The 15,239-nt window shown below is 49.4% G+C and carries 17 protein-coding genes and 1 riboswitch; of the genes, 15 read left to right on the top strand and 2 right to left on the bottom strand.

Annotation, left to right across the window (positions count from 1 at the left end; all coding sequences use genetic code 11):
- Window positions 1-21: 21 nt before the first annotated feature.
- The 4 genes from rsgA to AYO36_RS04580 all read left to right on the top strand — a co-directional run bounded on the left by rsgA (window position 22) and on the right by AYO36_RS04580 (window position 2,943).
- A complete protein-coding gene (rsgA, locus tag AYO36_RS04565) occupies window positions 22-927 on the top strand; it encodes a ribosome small subunit-dependent GTPase A (RefSeq protein ID WP_029342107.1) in 906 nt (301 codons plus the stop codon).
- A gap of 2 nt (window positions 928-929) precedes the next feature.
- Window positions 930-1,586 carry a ribulose-phosphate 3-epimerase gene (gene rpe, locus AYO36_RS04570; protein WP_064299636.1) on the top strand — a complete coding sequence of 219 codons (657 nt, stop codon included), beginning with the start codon at window positions 930-932 and terminating at the stop codon, window positions 1,584-1,586.
- A gap of 22 nt (window positions 1,587-1,608) precedes the next feature.
- Window positions 1,609-1,718: riboswitch (TPP riboswitch) on the top strand.
- A 60-nt stretch (window positions 1,719-1,778) separates the two neighbouring features.
- Window positions 1,779-2,339, top strand: a complete 561-nt coding sequence (gene thiT, locus AYO36_RS04575; RefSeq protein ID WP_023468761.1) for an energy-coupled thiamine transporter ThiT — start codon at window positions 1,779-1,781, stop codon at window positions 2,337-2,339.
- Between the two features lies 1 nt (window position 2,340).
- The gene (locus AYO36_RS04580; RefSeq protein WP_064299637.1) at window positions 2,341-2,943 is read left to right on the top strand and encodes a thiamine diphosphokinase; all 603 of its coding nucleotides are present in this window, start codon (window positions 2,341-2,343) and stop codon (window positions 2,941-2,943) included.
- A gap of 54 nt (window positions 2,944-2,997) precedes the next feature.
- Here the strand turns inward: AYO36_RS04580 and AYO36_RS04585 are convergent, their stop codons facing one another.
- Complete coding sequence (locus AYO36_RS04585; protein ID WP_064299638.1) at window positions 2,998-4,401, bottom strand: amino acid permease; 1,404 nt, start codon at window positions 4,399-4,401, stop codon at window positions 2,998-3,000.
- A gap of 140 nt (window positions 4,402-4,541) precedes the next feature.
- Window positions 4,542-4,730, bottom strand: a complete 189-nt coding sequence (gene rpmB / locus AYO36_RS04590) for a 50S ribosomal protein L28 (protein ID WP_023468758.1) — start codon at window positions 4,728-4,730, stop codon at window positions 4,542-4,544.
- A gap of 283 nt (window positions 4,731-5,013) precedes the next feature.
- Here rpmB and AYO36_RS04595 point away from each other — a divergent pair, with 283 nt between their 5' ends.
- The 11 genes from AYO36_RS04595 (at window position 5,014) to rnc (ending at window position 15,202) form a co-directional block, all read left to right on the top strand.
- Window positions 5,014-5,376, top strand: coding sequence for an Asp23/Gls24 family envelope stress response protein (locus tag AYO36_RS04595; RefSeq protein ID WP_023468757.1), 363 nt, complete (start codon window positions 5,014-5,016; stop codon window positions 5,374-5,376).
- A gap of 25 nt (window positions 5,377-5,401) precedes the next feature.
- Entirely contained in the window at window positions 5,402-7,075 is a 1,674-nt protein-coding gene (locus AYO36_RS04600; RefSeq protein ID WP_369815311.1) for a DAK2 domain-containing protein, read from the top strand.
- 100 nt (window positions 7,076-7,175) lie between these two features.
- Window positions 7,176-7,838 (top strand): L-serine ammonia-lyase, iron-sulfur-dependent subunit beta, encoded by a 663-nt coding sequence (sdaAB, locus tag AYO36_RS04605; protein ID WP_023468755.1) that lies wholly within the window; start codon window positions 7,176-7,178, stop codon window positions 7,836-7,838.
- Between the two features lie 4 nt (window positions 7,839-7,842).
- Entirely contained in the window at window positions 7,843-8,739 is an 897-nt protein-coding gene (gene sdaAA / locus AYO36_RS04610) for an L-serine ammonia-lyase, iron-sulfur-dependent, subunit alpha (protein WP_023468754.1), read from the top strand.
- Window positions 8,723-10,753: an ATP-dependent DNA helicase RecG gene (gene recG / locus AYO36_RS04615; protein ID WP_035396758.1), complete on the top strand. Its 2,031-nt coding sequence runs from the start codon at window positions 8,723-8,725 to the stop codon at window positions 10,751-10,753. The genes sdaAA and recG overlap by 17 nt, the downstream gene beginning before the upstream one ends.
- An 85-nt stretch (window positions 10,754-10,838) precedes the next feature.
- Window positions 10,839-11,408 (top strand): transcription factor FapR, encoded by a 570-nt coding sequence (gene fapR, locus AYO36_RS04620; RefSeq protein ID WP_023468752.1) that lies wholly within the window; start codon window positions 10,839-10,841, stop codon window positions 11,406-11,408.
- Window positions 11,405-12,400 carry a phosphate acyltransferase PlsX gene (gene plsX / locus AYO36_RS04625; RefSeq protein ID WP_064299639.1) on the top strand — a complete coding sequence of 332 codons (996 nt, stop codon included), beginning with the start codon at window positions 11,405-11,407 and terminating at the stop codon, window positions 12,398-12,400. Before fapR ends, plsX begins: the two co-directional genes overlap by 4 nt.
- A 16-nt stretch (window positions 12,401-12,416) precedes the next feature.
- Window positions 12,417-13,337 carry an ACP S-malonyltransferase gene (gene fabD, locus AYO36_RS04630; RefSeq protein ID WP_064299640.1) on the top strand — a complete coding sequence of 307 codons (921 nt, stop codon included), beginning with the start codon at window positions 12,417-12,419 and terminating at the stop codon, window positions 13,335-13,337.
- Window positions 13,334-14,065 (top strand): 3-oxoacyl-[acyl-carrier-protein] reductase, encoded by a 732-nt coding sequence (gene fabG / locus AYO36_RS04635; RefSeq protein WP_035396763.1) that lies wholly within the window; start codon window positions 13,334-13,336, stop codon window positions 14,063-14,065. The genes fabD and fabG overlap by 4 nt, the downstream gene beginning before the upstream one ends.
- A gap of 70 nt (window positions 14,066-14,135) precedes the next feature.
- The gene (gene acpP, locus AYO36_RS04640) at window positions 14,136-14,375 is read left to right on the top strand and encodes an acyl carrier protein (protein ID WP_029342095.1); all 240 of its coding nucleotides are present in this window, start codon (window positions 14,136-14,138) and stop codon (window positions 14,373-14,375) included.
- A gap of 56 nt (window positions 14,376-14,431) precedes the next feature.
- Window positions 14,432-15,202 carry a ribonuclease III gene (gene rnc, locus AYO36_RS04645; protein WP_023468747.1) on the top strand — a complete coding sequence of 257 codons (771 nt, stop codon included), beginning with the start codon at window positions 14,432-14,434 and terminating at the stop codon, window positions 15,200-15,202.
- Window positions 15,203-15,239 lie beyond the last annotated feature (37 nt).

Consider the following 15,239-nt stretch of genomic DNA (forward strand, 5'->3'; position numbering starts at 1 on the left):
GATGAAAAAGGAGTGCATAGGATGACGGAACAACGCATCGAAGAGAATCGAGAAGGAACGATCATACGTCTGCAGGGTGGCTTTTATGATGTCATGACACCAGAAGGAGAGGTCCGTTCACGGGCAAGAGGGAATTTCCGAAAACGCGGCATCAGTCCAGTCGTCGGAGACGAGGTCGTTCTTCATATCGAAAGTGAGACAGGATATATTCTCGAAGTGAAGGAGCGGGACAACTTTTTAGTACGCCCTCCAGTCGCGAATATCGACCAGGCATTGCTCGTCGTCTCGGCGGCAGAACCTGATTTTTCAGCGCACTTGCTCGACCGATTTCTCGTTTTGATCGAAGCGAAGGAAATTCAACCCGTCATCCTATTGACGAAGATGGATTTGCTGGACGATGTTAAAGGACCGGCTGTCCGAGAGGCGATTGCCGCTTACCGGAAGATTGGGTATACGGTCATCGAGACATCAAGTGAGACGTTGGCAGGTATTGAGCAAGTCCGTCCGTTACTTGCTGGAAAAACGAGCGTTCTCGCCGGACAATCCGGTGTCGGGAAAAGTTCATTGCTCAATGCACTGGAACCCTCTCTTGATTTAGAAACAAGTGCGATCTCGAAATCACTCGGACGAGGACGTCATACGACGCGCCACGTCACATTGATGCCGCTTGCCGAAGGATTGATTGCCGATACGCCAGGTTTCTCGAACCTCGATTTTCCGTATGATATGGAAATCGAGGATGTACGGTGGAGTTTCCCTGAATTCGTGGCTGTACAAGATGATTGCAAATACCGAGGTTGCTTGCATTTGAATGAACCCGGTTGTGCCGTCAAGGAAGCCGTCGAAGCCCAAGAAATCATGTCCTCTCGTTATGAGAACTATGGTATGTTTATAGACGAAATCAAGAATCGAGCCCGGAGGTATTGAAGATGATTAAAATTGCACCATCTATCTTATCAGCAGATTTTGCGAATCTCGAACGCGATGTTAAAGCAGTCGAAGCAGCAGGCGCGGACTATATCCATTTTGATGTCATGGACGGTCAGTTCGTACCGAACATCTCATTTGGATTACCTGTGCTTAGCAGCTTACGTCAAAAGACGGATATGATTCTCGATGTCCATTTGATGATCGACCAGCCAGAACGTTTCGTCGAGGATTTCGTCAAAGCAGGGGCGGACATCGTGACGTTCCACGTCGAAGCGACGAATCATGTCCATCGTGTCTTGCAACAAATCAAAGCAGCGGGCGCAAAGGCAGGAGTCGTCTTGAATCCCCATACGCCATTATCAACGATTGAACACGTCCTTGAGGATGTCGATATGGTTTTATTGATGACGGTCAATCCGGGCTTCGGTGGACAAGCCTTCATCGAGCGTGTCATGCCGAAACTCGCAGCACTTGCGCAAATGAAAGCAGAGCGTGGTCTGACATTTGAAATCGAGATTGACGGTGGCGTCAATCCGGAAACGGCAAAGCTTTGCATCGATAACGGTGCGAACGTTCTCGTCGCAGGATCAGCAATCTACAATGCACCAGATTATGCGGAAGCGATCACTAGCATTCGTCAAGGGGCTGCCGTATAATAAGAACGAGAAAACGAAATATGATGACCGCAAGGGGTGTCGCTTGAAAAGCGGCTGAGAGGAGTCTTTTAGACTTTAACCCTTCGAACCTGTTCCGTTCAAACGGACGTAGGGATGTGGCGCACGCAGGCAGTACGGCGTTCGTCGTACTGCCTTTTTGCGTCCTCTCGTACAATGAAGGAGGAAAATAGCATGAAACGGTTACAAATGATGATGGAAATTGCCATCTTCGCCAGTCTCGGAGTCGTCTTTGATTTACTGATTCCATTCAAAATGCCACAAGGAGGCTCAATCAGCTTAGCGATGTTACCGATCTTCGTCATGGCATTTCGCCACGGTGTCGTCGGAGGGGTCGTCACGGGAGCGCTTGTCGGTACGATTCAATTGATGTTCGCTCCACAAGTCTTGACGATCGTTCAACCGATGCTTGACTATACGATTGCGTATGGTGTCGTCGGATTAAGTGGTCTGTTCGCGCGTCAAGTCAGACTAGCCGCGCGCAATGGACAAAAGAAAAGCTTGATGGCGTTCGTTCTCCTGGCGACGTTATTAGGCGCAGGACTCCGTTATATCTGTCATGTCATCAGTGGAATCGTCTTTTTTGCCGAGTATGCCGAAGGTCCAGTCGTACCGTATTCATTGATTTATAACGCGACATACATGGTACCGTCTTACGTTCTTTGTGGTGTCGTTGCGGGTCTTTTATTCACGACTGCGCCACGCTTACTCCGTTATTCGGCACGAGGCGTCTGAGATGCGGGCGATTCTCGTCTGTGCCGGTCCGCGAGAAGAAGCGCCGGATTTACTGACGTTTTGTCAGCCAGGTGACTTTATCGTCGGTGTCGACGGTGGTGTTCAGACGATTGAATCGTTTGGGCTGACATGCGACCTGACGATTGGTGATTTTGATTCTCTTGGTTATGTACCAGAAGGGGCAATCGTTCATCCGGCCGAGAAAGATGAAACGGATCTCGAACTGGCACTTCGTACAGTCTCAGAGAAGAAACAGTTTGAGGATACCTTCATTATCGGGGCGACAGGTGGGCGGCTCGACATGACCGTCCAAAATGTATATCTATTGAAGCGATACCCAGAGGCACGACTCGTGACGAAACGAGAAGAGGTACGATACTTGGCTGAGGGAACGTATGCAGTCGAAGCAGGGAGCTATCATTATCTTTCGTTCATTCCACTCGTACCATCGACTTTAAGCTTATCCGGAGTCAAATATCCACTTGATGCACATCCAGTACCGGTCGGAGGTTCCTTGACCGTCAGTAATGAATGGTGTGCGTCAGAAGCGAAGGTAGAGCTCCATCAAGGAGAACTATTGATGATGCGGACGCTTAAGGAATAGCACAATCATAGGAAAGAGGCCGTGGATGACTCCGCGGCCTCTTTTTAGATGAAATTATTCTTCGAGTTGAGAAGGGGCGACACGGATGTCGCTTTGAGCGGATAGATGTTTTCCTTTGACGAAGAGATGATAACTACCCCACATGACAAGGAAGAAAGGAACACCGATGTATAGAGCGATTCGTTGATCCGCTTGAAACGCAAGACTGACGAGGACGACGACGTTAAGTGTCAACGAAATCAGTGGTAACACCGGATAGAGTGGTGTCTTGAATTTCAGTTCGGATACATCGTGTCCGTTTCGGACGAACTGACGACGAAATGCAAGCTGCGAAGCAGAGATTGAAATCCAGCCGACTTGAGCCCCGAGTCCGGCTAAGGACAAGAGCCAAATGAAGACGGTATCTTCTGCGAAAAATGCGGTCAGAAGCGATAACATCGCGAACATCATCGTAAAGAGCAACGCCCGCATCGGCACACCACGTGCATTGACGTAAGATAATTTCTTTGAAATCATCCCTTCTTGCGCCATTGCCCATAACATCCGAGTCGCCGCATATAATCCGGAGTTTCCGACGGACAACAACGCTGTCAAGACGACGATGTTCATCAAATCAGCAGCGTACGGAATACCGATCGCATCAAAGACCATGATGAACGGACTGCTGACTCCGCCAGCTGTTTCATACGGAATTAATGCACCAACGATCGTAATCGATAAGACGAAGAAGATGAACGTCCGCCAGACTGTATTGCGGATGGCTTTTGGAATCGATTTTTCGGGCGTGTCGGACTCCCCAGCCGCAACACCGATCAATTCCGTTCCTTGGAAGGCGAAGTTGACGGCAATCATCGTCGTCAAGACACCGAGAATCCCGTTTGGAAACCAACCGCTTGCCGTAAAGTTCGCAAATAACGATGTCGGACGATCTGCTTCCATCGGTAACCAGCCGAACCAAGCAGCGCCACCTAGAATGATGAAGAACAGGATCGCGAGGACCTTCAAACTCGAGAACCAGAATTCAGCTTCACCGAATGCTTTGGCGGAGACGGCATTCAGACCGAACAGCAAGACCGTAAAGACGGTACACCAGACGACAACGGGTACGTTCGGAAACCAGCGGTCCATCAAACTGCCGGCAGCTGTAATTTCGAGTGCCACCGTCACGGCCCAGCCGAGCCAATAAATCCAACCGACGGCAAAGCCGACCCCTGGTCCGATGAATCGGGTCGTATAGGTCTGAAATGACCCCGAGACCGGCAGATAGACCGCTAATTCTCCTAGACATAACATCGTCAGATACATGATGGTCCCACCCACGATGTAACTGAGGACCGCCCCGAGAGGTCCTGCTTGTGAAATCGTTAATCCTGACCCTAAAAATAAGCCTGTTCCGATGATTCCGCCGAGTGAAATCATGAACAGGTGTCGACTCGTCATCTCTCGTTTGAGTTGCATGATGACTTCCCCCAATTCTGACAAAATAAAGTACGTTCCTATTGTAAGCGTTTTCAATAAAAGCGACAATTAGTTTATGAGAAAAATAAATGAGGGCATAAAAAAACCGGAAGGGAAGATTCCCATCCGGTGGTTGCGCCTTATACGCGTTCGACTTTACCTGATTTAAGAGCTCGAGCTGAAACCCAAACCTTTTTCGGCTTACCGTCGACGAGGATACGTACTTTTTGTACGTTGACTCCCCAAGTACGTTTTGTTTTGTTCAATGCGTGTGAACGGTTGTTACCCGACTTTGGCGATTTCCCAGTAACGTAGCATTTACGTGCCATGCGTTCCGCCTCCTTTTATGTTGTTTTGCGTTCGTCCTAATAGACACTTTGCTATCTTAGCATGGTGTCAGGGCGGTTGCAACATAAAAAAAGTAGCTGACAAGAAAAAAACTTGACAGACAACCTCGAAATTTAAAATAATGGATGAGGATGATGGTAAAAGTTCATTTGACCGCTACTATTTTTCACTTATTCATTGTATAGTCAGTACGGCGACTTTTCAATAGTAGGTCCTTATAGTAGAATTATGAGAAGAATACAATATTCAAAGGGGGCTACTCAGGTGGCGATCGAGATGAAAACGACCTATGGAAAGATTGATGTAGATAATGATGTCGTCGCGCAACTTGCGGGCGGCGCAGCAATGGAATGTTTTGGTGTCGTTGGTATGGCATCCCAGTCTCAAATCAAGGATGGTCTTGCTGAACTCTTAAAACGTGAGAACTTTGCACGCGGTGTCATCGTTCGACAGGCTTCAGAGCAGGTCCATATCGATATGCATATCATCGTAAGCTATGGAACGAAAATCTCAGAGGTGGCGAACAACGTACAGAGTCGCGTGAAATACACGCTCAGTCAGGCACTAGGTCTTGACGTGACATCTGTGAACATCTTTGTCCAAGGAGTCCGCTTGACGAATGTCTAAGGCGGGAATAGAGGAGGAAACTTTAGTGAGTGTAGATCGTTTAACAGGAGCGCAGTTAGTCAAGATGATTCAAAATGGCGCGGCGAATCTCTATCAAAATGCAGATTTCGTCGATTCATTGAACGTCTTCCCTGTGCCAGATGGTGATACGGGAACGAACATGAATTTGACGATGACTTCAGGTGCAAAAGAAGCAGGTAAATCAACTTCGGATTCTGTATCGGAAGTCGCGAACGTCTTCGCACGTGGATTATTGATGGGGGCGCGCGGAAACTCTGGCGTCATCTTAAGTCAATTGTTCCGTGGATTCTCGAAATCAATCGAAGGCAAAACAACGATTGATACGAAGGAATTCGCAGATGCGTTACAAAAAGGTGTCGATACAGCATACAAAGCAGTCATGAAACCGGTCGAAGGGACAATCTTGACGGTTGCCCGTGAAACAGCGGTCGCTGCTATCGCACAATCTGAGACGACGACGGATTTCTTAGAGTTGATGCGTCAACTCGTCGAAGCTTCGAAAGTATCGCTCGACGGTACACCAGAACTTCTTCCGGTATTAAAAGAAGTCGGCGTCGTTGACTCTGGTGGTCAAGGTCTCGTCTGTATCTATGAAGGATTCCTCGCAACACTCGAAGGAAAAGAACTCGACAAACCGCATGCGCCTGTCATGGAAGCACTCGTCGAAGCAGAGCATCATAAAACGGCTCAAAGCTTCATGTCGACAGAAGAAATCCATTACGGTTACTGTACGGAAATCATGGTTCGTTTCCAAGATGACAAGCTTGCGAATGCACCATTTAGCGAAGAAGACTTCCGTAACGAATTAGCGGAATTCGGTGATTCATTGCTCGTCGTAGCGGATGAAGAACTCCTTAAAGTTCACGTCCACGTTGAAACACCAGGAGAAGTCATCACAAAAGGACAACGTTTCGGTGAACTCGTCGCTGTTAAGATTGAAAACATGCGTCAACAACACTCGACGATCCTTGAAGAAGAAGGTGCGAACCAAGTCACTCCAGTCGCTGCACCGAAGGCAAAAGCGAAAGCAGCCCTCGTGACAGTCGCAATGGGTGAAGGAATCAGCGAACTCTTTAAATCACTCGGTGTCAGTGTCGTCATCGAAGGCGGACAAACGATGAACCCGTCGACGGAAGATATCGTTAAGGCGATCGAGGATGCACACGCTGAACACGTTTATGTCTATCCAAACAACTCAAACATCATCATGGCCGCTGAACAAGCAGCATCTGTTGCGAATTGTGGTGTGACGGTCGTGAAATCAAAAACAGTTCCACAAGGTTTAGCAGCAACAATCGTCTATAATCCAGAAGCGACTGTCGAAGAGAACGAAGCGCATATGGCAGATGCGATTGCAGCTGTTAAGTCGGGACAAGTCACATATGCCGTACGTGATACGAACATCGATGGTGTAGAAATCAAGAAGGACGACCATATGGCGATTGCTGAAAAACAAATCGTCGCTACGGACGCTTCAAGTCTTGGTGCCGTCAAGAAACTCGTCGATACACTCGTCACTGAGGACGACGAAATCATCACGGTTCTTTACGGTGAAGGCGTCTCAACAGAAGAAGTTGACGCACTCGTCGCGTACATCGAATCGGTCAATCCGGATGCTGAAGTGGAAGTCCACGACGGCAAACAACCACTTTATTCGTACATTTTAAGCGTCGAATAAAACCATCATACTGAAAAAGGGCGACTAGCCTTTTCACGAATCCCACCATCTGCGATAATAGAGGTGGGATTTCGTTTGTTTCATAGAGAGGGGAAAAGAAATGAAATATCGTAGCGTCTTTGACATCATCGGACCAGTCATGGTTGGTCCATCGAGCTCGCATACAGCAGGAGCTGCACGGATTGGATTGATGGCGGGTAAATTATTCGGGGAAACGCCTACTGTCATCCACATCACGTTTTACGGTTCATTCGCGGATACGTATCGTGGACATGGAACGGATGTCGCCATCATCGGCGGTGTTCTCGGATACGATACGTTTGACGACCGGATTCCACAATCGATCGATATCGCGAAGTCGAAAGGGATTGAGATTCATTTCGAGACGAGTGAGGCGTTGACGGATCATCCGAATACGGCTCGTGTCCATTTGACGAATGGAGTAGAAGAGTTTGAATTGGTTGGTATTTCAATTGGTGGGGGAACGATTGAAATCACGGAATTAAATGGTGTACCGCTTCGTTTGTCCGGTGGGGGACCGGCACTCGTCGTCTTGCACCATGACCGTTTTGGTGCGATTGCAGCCGTGACGAGCATTTTGGCTGATTACGAAATCAATATCGGGCATATGGAAGTGTCACGGCATGAAAAAGGAAAACAAGCACTTATGGCAATTGAGATTGATGACCGGATAACGGCAGAAGTGTTGGAAGAAATCGATCGGTTACCTCAAGTCGAGCGTGCCGTCATGATGGGAGAGTGAAGACATGTTTAAATCCGTAAAAGAACTCGTCGCCATCGCGACGGAACGAAATATTCCGATTTCGGAAGTCATGATCGAGCAAGAGATGACGGTTCGTCATTTAGAGCGAGATGAAGTCTATGCGATGATGGAACGAAACCTGCAAGTGATGGAAGAAGCAGTCGCTCGTTCACTTGATGGTGACGGTGTCCAGTCGGTGACAGGACTGACCGGTGGGGATGCTGTCTTGCTTCAACGGTACCGTGCTTCAGGTAAAGGATTATCCGGTGATTTATTACTGGACGCCGTTAGTAAGGCAATCGGAACGAATGAAGTCAATGCTGCGATGGGAAAAATTTGTGCGACACCAACGGCAGGGAGTGCCGGCGTCGTGCCAGGCACGTTATTTGCTGTCAAAGATCGCTTAAACCCAACGCGTGAGCAGATGTTACGCTTCTTGTTCACATCCGGTGCGTTCGGCTTCGTCGTCGCGAACAATGCATCGATTTCCGGAGCGGCTGGTGGCTGTCAAGCAGAAGTCGGTTCGGCAACAGCGATGGCAGCAGCTGCCATCGTTGAGATGGCGGGCGGAACACCGGATCAGTCAGCGCATGCTTTTGCGATCGCGCTGAAGAACATGCTTGGACTCGTCTGTGATCCTGTTGCAGGACTCGTCGAAGTGCCATGCGTGAAACGCAATGCGATGGGTGGGGCGAATGCTGTTGTCGCTGCCGACATGGCACTCGCTGGAATCACGTCACGGATTCCGTGTGATGAAGTCATCTCAGCCATGCATGAGATTGGTCAGATGATGCCGTCTGCGCTTCGCGAGACAGCAAAAGGTGGACTCGCGAATACGCCGACTGGTCGCTGGCTCGAAGCAAAAATCTTCGGAGAGTTATCGAATGAATCCATCACGTGACGTCAAGACATTAAAAGGTGTCGGACGGGATTTGGCGAAAAAACTAGAAGAGATGAATATTCTCACCGTTGCGGACGTGCTCGAGCACGTCCCGTTTCGTTATGACGACTTCGTGACGGGAAGTCTAACGGAAGCAATCCATGAGGATAAAGTCAAGTTCACGGGTCAAGTCCAATCTGAACCACTTGTGCGCTATTACGGAAAAGGAAAGAATCGTTTAACGTTCCGTCTGCTCGTTGAAGAACGGTATAGTGTGACCGTAACGATGTTCAACCGAGCATTCTACAAAGACCAATTGCAACTTGGGGCAGAAGTGACGGTCAGTGGCAAGTGGGACTTACACCGGATGACGATCTCTGCGACGGAATTGCAATTCGGGGCAATCGAAGGCGAATTGACACCGGTCTACTCGCTACGAGGTGACATGCGGATGAAGACATTCCGACGCGTCGTCGACTTGGCGTTCAAGGAGACTGAGGCATTAGCTGAACGGATCCCGGATAGTATCCGGAAGACATACCGGTTACAAGACCGGATGACGATGTTAAAGTCGCTTCATTTCCCAACGAATCGACAAGAGTTAACGGCTGCTCGTCGCAGTTATGTCTACGAGGAGTGCCTCTATTTCCAACTGAAATTACAGGCGTTACGTCTTGGACGACGGAAAGGTCAAGGGATTGCTCTTCCCCTTCATGAAACGGATATCGCGAATTTCATCAAGAGCCTGCCGTTTCCGCTGACAGGTGCCCAGCAACGTGTGACAAAAGAAATCCTAGACGACATCGGTCGCGGCGAACGAATGAATCGGTTGTTGCAAGGGGATGTCGGAAGCGGGAAGACCGTCATCGCTGCCATCGCCTTGTTCGCGACGGTTCGTGCCGGAAAACAAGGCGCCTTGATGGTGCCGACTGAAATTTTAGCGGAACAGCATGCAGCGTCGCTCGCCCCATTGCTTGAACCACTTGGGATTCGGGTCGGTTTACTGACGAGTTCCGTTAAAGGGAAAGCGCGTGCACACTTGCTCGAAGCTCTTGTAACAGGAGAGATCGACGTCTTGGTCGGAACACATGCGCTGATTCAAGACACCGTCCAGTTCAAGGCATTACACCTCGTCATCACCGATGAACAACATCGCTTCGGTGTCGAACAACGGAAGCGGTTGCGCGCGAAAGCTGAACAGGCAGATGTATTATATATGACAGCGACACCGATTCCGCGTACGCTTGCGATATCGGTCTTTGGAGATATGGATGTTTCGATCATCGATGAGATGCCGGCGGGACGAAAGGAAATCGAGACCTACTGGGCGAAACCGCAACAGATGGAACGCGTTTTCGGGTTCGTCGAGAAAGAATTGTCGCAAGGTCGACAAGCCTACGTCATCACGCCATTGATCGAGGAATCCGAATCACTCGAAGTTCAAAATGCGATCGAATTACATGCGACATTGACCGAGCGGTTCAAGCCCTATCATGTCGGTTTGATGCATGGGCGCTTGACTTCTTCAGAAAAAGACGAGGTCATGCAGGCGTTTAAGGAGAATACTGTTCAAATCCTTGTTTCAACGACGGTCGTCGAGGTCGGCGTGAACGTTCCGAACGCGTCGATCATCGTCATTCATGATGCAGAACGCTTTGGTCTTGCGCAGTTACACCAATTAAGAGGGCGCGTCGGTCGAGGCGATGCCCAGTCTTACTGTATTCTAATCGCCGATCCCTCTTCCGATACGGGAAAAGAACGGATCAAGACGATGACGGAGACGAACGATGGCTTCAAGCTAGCGGAAAAGGATTTAAAACTGCGCGGAGCCGGAAATTTCTTCGGTACCGAACAAAGTGGATTACCGCGCTTCGTCTTGACTGATCCTGCGCTCGATATACAAGTCATGGAAACTGCGCGACAAGATGCAGTCCGCTTACTGCGATCGGACGCCTTTTGGCAAGCGCCGGAATACGATGTCTTGCGTGACTATATCGAACGACAAGGGCTACTTGAAGGAGAAAGAATCGAATAATACTTGAAAGTGAACAACAAGGGATATATACTACTGTTAGTACCAGGTAATAATAGTGGTCATCCTTCTTGTGGGAGGAACATACATGCGGGTACCTAAAAAAGAGAGACAACAAGAATTATTACAGACGATCGAGCAAAATCCGTTCATCACGGATGAAGCGCTGGCGACACGATTCCGTGTCAGTATCCAGACGATTCGTCTCGACCGGATGGAATTAAAGATTCCGGAATTACGGGAGCGAATTAAACACGTCGCGACCGAACGGCTGGATGATGTGCGTACGTTGACTGAAAATGAAGTCATTGGTGATATGATTGACCTGAAACTCGATACATCTGCGATCTCGATCCTTGAGATTTTGCCGGAACATGCGTTTAGTCGGAATGCGATCGCCCGCGGACATATTTTGTTCGCGCAGGCAAACTCGCTTGCGATTGCGCTCATCGACGATGAACTCGCGTTGACGACACGTGCGAACGTTCAGTTCACACGCTCCGTTCACGTCGGAGAACGCGTCGTTGCAAAGGCATTCGTCAGTTCCCATCGTCAAGATGGTCGTTCTGACATCACGGTGGAGAGTTATGTCGGTGAAGAATGTGTCTTCATCGGTGAGTTCACGGTGTATCGAAGTAGTAAGGAGGAATCGAAATGATTTTAGCAGTTGACGCTATGGGGGGCGACCACGCACCCCGTGCCATCGTAGAAGGAGTCGTTGCCTATTTGGCAGAACGCCCAAACGAAAACATCGATATCCGACTAGTCGGAGATGAGTTGAAATTACGCTCATACACAATCGAGGATCCGCGCGTGACGATCGTCCACGCGGCATCCGTCATCACCGGAGAAGATGAACCGGTACGTGCGATTCGCCGCAAGAAAGATAGCTCACTCGTTGTGGCTGCAAACCTGGTGAAATCAGGAGAGGCAGATGCCTTGATTTCAGCAGGCAACACGGGAGCGCTCATGACTGCCGGATTGTTCGTCATCGGTCGAATCGAAGGAGTTGACCGTCCTGCACTGGCCCCGACTTTCCCGACACGTAATGGGAAAGGTGTCGTCATCTTAGATGTTGGCGCCAACCCGGATGCGAAGGCAGAGCATCTGCTCGATTATGCCATCATGGGGTCTGTCTACGCAGAACAAGTTCGCGGCATCACACGTCCCAAAGTCGGACTCTTGAATATCGGATCAGAAGCCGGTAAAGGGAATGCACTGACGAAGGAAACGTATCCGCTACTTGAGACAGCATCGATTCATTTCGTTGGGAACGTCGAGGCGAGAGAAGCGATGAGCGGTGACGTCGATGTCATCGTCACGGAAGGTTTTGCTGGCAATACGTTACTTAAGAGTACAGAAGGGGCAGCCAGTATGATCATGGGTGTCATGAAGGAACAATTCATGAGCTCGTGGACATCAAAGCTCGCCGCTCTCGTACTGAAACCGAAGTTGAAAAAAATGAAGCAGTTGCTCGCCTATGAAGAATATGGCGGTGCCGGACTATTCGGGATTGCGGCTCCGGTCATTAAGGCGCATGGTTCAAGTAATGCCTACGCATTCAGCCGAGCGCTCGTTCAAGCTGAGAAGATGGTCGAACAAGAAGTCGTTGCCAAAATCGTTCAAGCGAAGGCAACAGAAGCACGTTAAGAAGGAGTGAGACGAGATGGGGAAAACAGTTTGGATGTTTCCGGGACAAGGGTCACAAACCCCTGGAATGGGACAGACGCTCATCACGCAAGACGAGACACGCCAAGCACTCGCTGACCTCGGAACGCGAATTGGTCTGGATCTGACGACGCTGATGACGACAGGGACGAAGGATGAATTGAAAGCGACAGATATCGCTCAACCAGCCATCGTCGCACACAGTGCATTACTCGCACAGCAGTACGCAGCACAAGGACATACACCTGATTTCGTACTCGGACACAGTGTTGGAGAATATAGCGCGCTCGTCGCAGCTTCTGTCATCACACCGTCTGAAGCCGTCTATCTCGTCCGCGAACGCGGAAAACTCATGAATCAAGTCACGGGTGGAACGATGGCGGCGGTCATCGGCATGAATGATGTCGAGGCAGCCCATCACGCGGTCGAATCGATTGCGGCGACGGGAGAAATCGTTCAAATCGCCAACTACAACTGTCCTGGGCAATTCGTCATCTCCGGACAAATCGCAGCGGTCGAATCCGCTACAGCGAAGTTAAAAGAGCTCGGAGCAAAACGTGTCTTTCCGCTTGATGTCTCAGGTGCGTTCCATTCGTCACTCATGACACCATTCGCACCACGATTCGAAGACATTCTCGTCTCGTCACCGTTTGAAGCGGCGAAGACGAAATTCATCTCGAACGTCGACAGTGCGTTTCACGATCAACCAGACGAATTGATTCGTTTGCTCGTTCAGCAGCTCTACTCACCGGTTCGATTCGAATCATGCGTTGAGCGTCTGATCGAAGAAGGTGCGGATACATTCATCGAGTTCGGTCCATCATCTCCGTTGAGCGGTCTCGTGAAACGAATCAAAAAAGATGCGAAGATCATCAGCATCACGACACTTGAGCAATTGGAAGCGGAGGGAATTCGTTGAGTAAAGTAGCACTCGTCACTGGCGCGTCACGCGGCATCGGAGCTGCCATCGCGAAGCGATTGGCAACAGATGGTTTCCGTGTCGTCGTCAACTATGCAGGAAGCACGGACAAGGCGGAAGCTGTCGTCCGTGAAATCAAGGAAGCAGGCGGAGAGGCACTCGCGATTCAAGCGAATGTCGCTGAAGCAGATGCTGTCAAACAGATGATCAAACAGACGATCGACACATTCGGTCAACTGGATTGTGTCGTCAATAATGCCGGCATCACGCGTGATGGTTTGCTGATGCGCATGAAGGAAGCGGATTTCGATGCTGTCATCGATACGAACCTGAAAGGGGCGTTTCTCGTCACGCAAGCCGCGACACGTCCGTTGTTAAAAACAAGCGGTCGTATCATCAACATCGCATCAGTCGTCGGTATTTCCGGAAATCCAGGGCAAGCGAACTATGTCGCAGCGAAAGCGGGTCTGATCGGGCTGACGAAATCCGTCGCACGTGAACTCGCTAGTAAAGGCGTCACAGTCAATGCCATCTGTCCAGGATTCATCGAAACGGACATGACGGACGAATTGACAGAAGAACAGCGGAACCTGTCACTCGGGCAAATTCCGTTGAAACGCTTCGGTCAAACCGACGATATTGCTTCACTCGTCAGTTTCATCGCTTCAGATGAAGCGCGATACATCACAGGACAAACTCTTGCCGTCGATGGCGGCATGACGATGTAACACAACTAACGGTAGTACTTTGCCAAATCGGCAATCATCTTATATACTCAACTCATGGAGGGATTTTAAAATGACAAAAGAACAAATTTTAGTAGACGTACAAGAAGCAATCGCAGAAAAATTAGGAAAAGAACAAAGTGAAATCACACTTGATAAATCGTTCAAAGACGACCTCGGTGCTGACTCTCTCGAAGTCATGGAACTCGTCATGGACTTAGAAGACAAGTTCGAAATCACGATCGAAGATGAGCAAGCAGAAAACTTGAAGACTGTCGGCGATGTCGTCAACTACATCGAAACACAAGTCTGATCATTGAAGCTGACCCACCGCAATTTGCGGTGGGCTTTAGCTGTTTAGGAGGAACTATGACGAATCAAAAAGGACGTCGTGTCCGAAAAGGACCCTATGTAAAACGACGCAAGGATGCTCGGACGCTCGCTCAAATCGAGCAGAAATTCGAAGCGTTACAAGAGCGCCTGAATATCACGTTTTCTAATGTCGAGCTATTAAAACAAGCCTTCACGCATTCTTCGTTCGTCAATGAACAACGCGAGTCTGAAGGGGATAACGAACGCCTAGAATTTTTAGGGGACGCGGTCTTAGAGTTGACGGTGTCACGCTATCTATTCGAACACTACCCGGAACGTTCCGAGGGGGAATTAACGAAATTGCGAGCGGCAATCGTCTGTGAACCGTCACTCGTCCAATTTGCGAATCACTATCAGTTTTCCGATATGATTCTGTTAGGTAAGGGGGAAGAACTGACCGGTGGTCGGAATCGTCCAGCCTTACTTGCGGATGTCTTCGAATCCTTCATTGGCGCCTTGTATCTTGATCAAGGCATCGAAGCAGCCGAACGATTCCTCGCCGAAGCGGTTTTTCCGAAAGTGGCGACAGGCTTTTTTGAAGAACAGACAGATTTCAAGAGTCAATTACAGGAAGCGATTCAACGTGTCGGTTTAGGTGTCATCGAGTATGAAATCATCGAGGAGCGCGGTCCGGCGCATAGTCGGGAATTTATCTCGCGTGTCCAAGTCGCGGATGAGCTGGAAGGGATCGGGACAGGCCGATCGAAAAAAGAGGCAGAACAACAGGCGGCAAAACAAGCCTTACTTGAATTAAAGAAACAGTTTTAAGCAACAAAAGGCCGACCATCTCTCGAATGCGTGAGAG

Origin of the sequence: Exiguobacterium sp. KKBO11 (assembly GCF_001644945.1) — a bacterium.
GTDB classification, from domain to species: Bacteria; Bacillota; Bacilli; order Exiguobacteriales; family Exiguobacteriaceae; genus Exiguobacterium_A; species Exiguobacterium_A abrahamii.

What these genes read in the sequence shown, in the direction of transcription:
- rsgA (WP_029342107.1), top strand. Translation starts at nt 22, where the DNA reads ATGACGGAACAACGCATCGAAGAGAATCGAGAAGGAACGATCATACGT.
- rpe (WP_064299636.1), top strand. Translation starts at nt 930, where the DNA reads ATGATTAAAATTGCACCATCTATCTTATCAGCAGATTTTGCGAATCTC.
- thiT (WP_023468761.1), top strand. Translation starts at nt 1,779, where the DNA reads ATGAAACGGTTACAAATGATGATGGAAATTGCCATCTTCGCCAGTCTC.
- AYO36_RS04580 (WP_064299637.1), top strand. Translation starts at nt 2,341, where the DNA reads ATGCGGGCGATTCTCGTCTGTGCCGGTCCGCGAGAAGAAGCGCCGGAT.
- AYO36_RS04585 (WP_064299638.1), bottom strand. Translation starts at nt 4,401, where the DNA reads ATGCAACTCAAACGAGAGATGACGAGTCGACACCTGTTCATGATTTCA.
- rpmB (WP_023468758.1), bottom strand. Translation starts at nt 4,730, where the DNA reads ATGGCACGTAAATGCTACGTTACTGGGAAATCGCCAAAGTCGGGTAAC.
- sdaAB (WP_023468755.1), top strand. Translation starts at nt 7,176, where the DNA reads ATGAAATATCGTAGCGTCTTTGACATCATCGGACCAGTCATGGTTGGT.
- sdaAA (WP_023468754.1), top strand. Translation starts at nt 7,843, where the DNA reads ATGTTTAAATCCGTAAAAGAACTCGTCGCCATCGCGACGGAACGAAAT.
- recG (WP_035396758.1), top strand. Translation starts at nt 8,723, where the DNA reads ATGAATCCATCACGTGACGTCAAGACATTAAAAGGTGTCGGACGGGAT.
- fapR (WP_023468752.1), top strand. Translation starts at nt 10,839, where the DNA reads ATGCGGGTACCTAAAAAAGAGAGACAACAAGAATTATTACAGACGATC.
- plsX (WP_064299639.1), top strand. Translation starts at nt 11,405, where the DNA reads ATGATTTTAGCAGTTGACGCTATGGGGGGCGACCACGCACCCCGTGCC.
- fabD (WP_064299640.1), top strand. Translation starts at nt 12,417, where the DNA reads ATGGGGAAAACAGTTTGGATGTTTCCGGGACAAGGGTCACAAACCCCT.
- acpP (WP_029342095.1), top strand. Translation starts at nt 14,136, where the DNA reads ATGACAAAAGAACAAATTTTAGTAGACGTACAAGAAGCAATCGCAGAA.
- rnc (WP_023468747.1), top strand. Translation starts at nt 14,432, where the DNA reads ATGACGAATCAAAAAGGACGTCGTGTCCGAAAAGGACCCTATGTAAAA.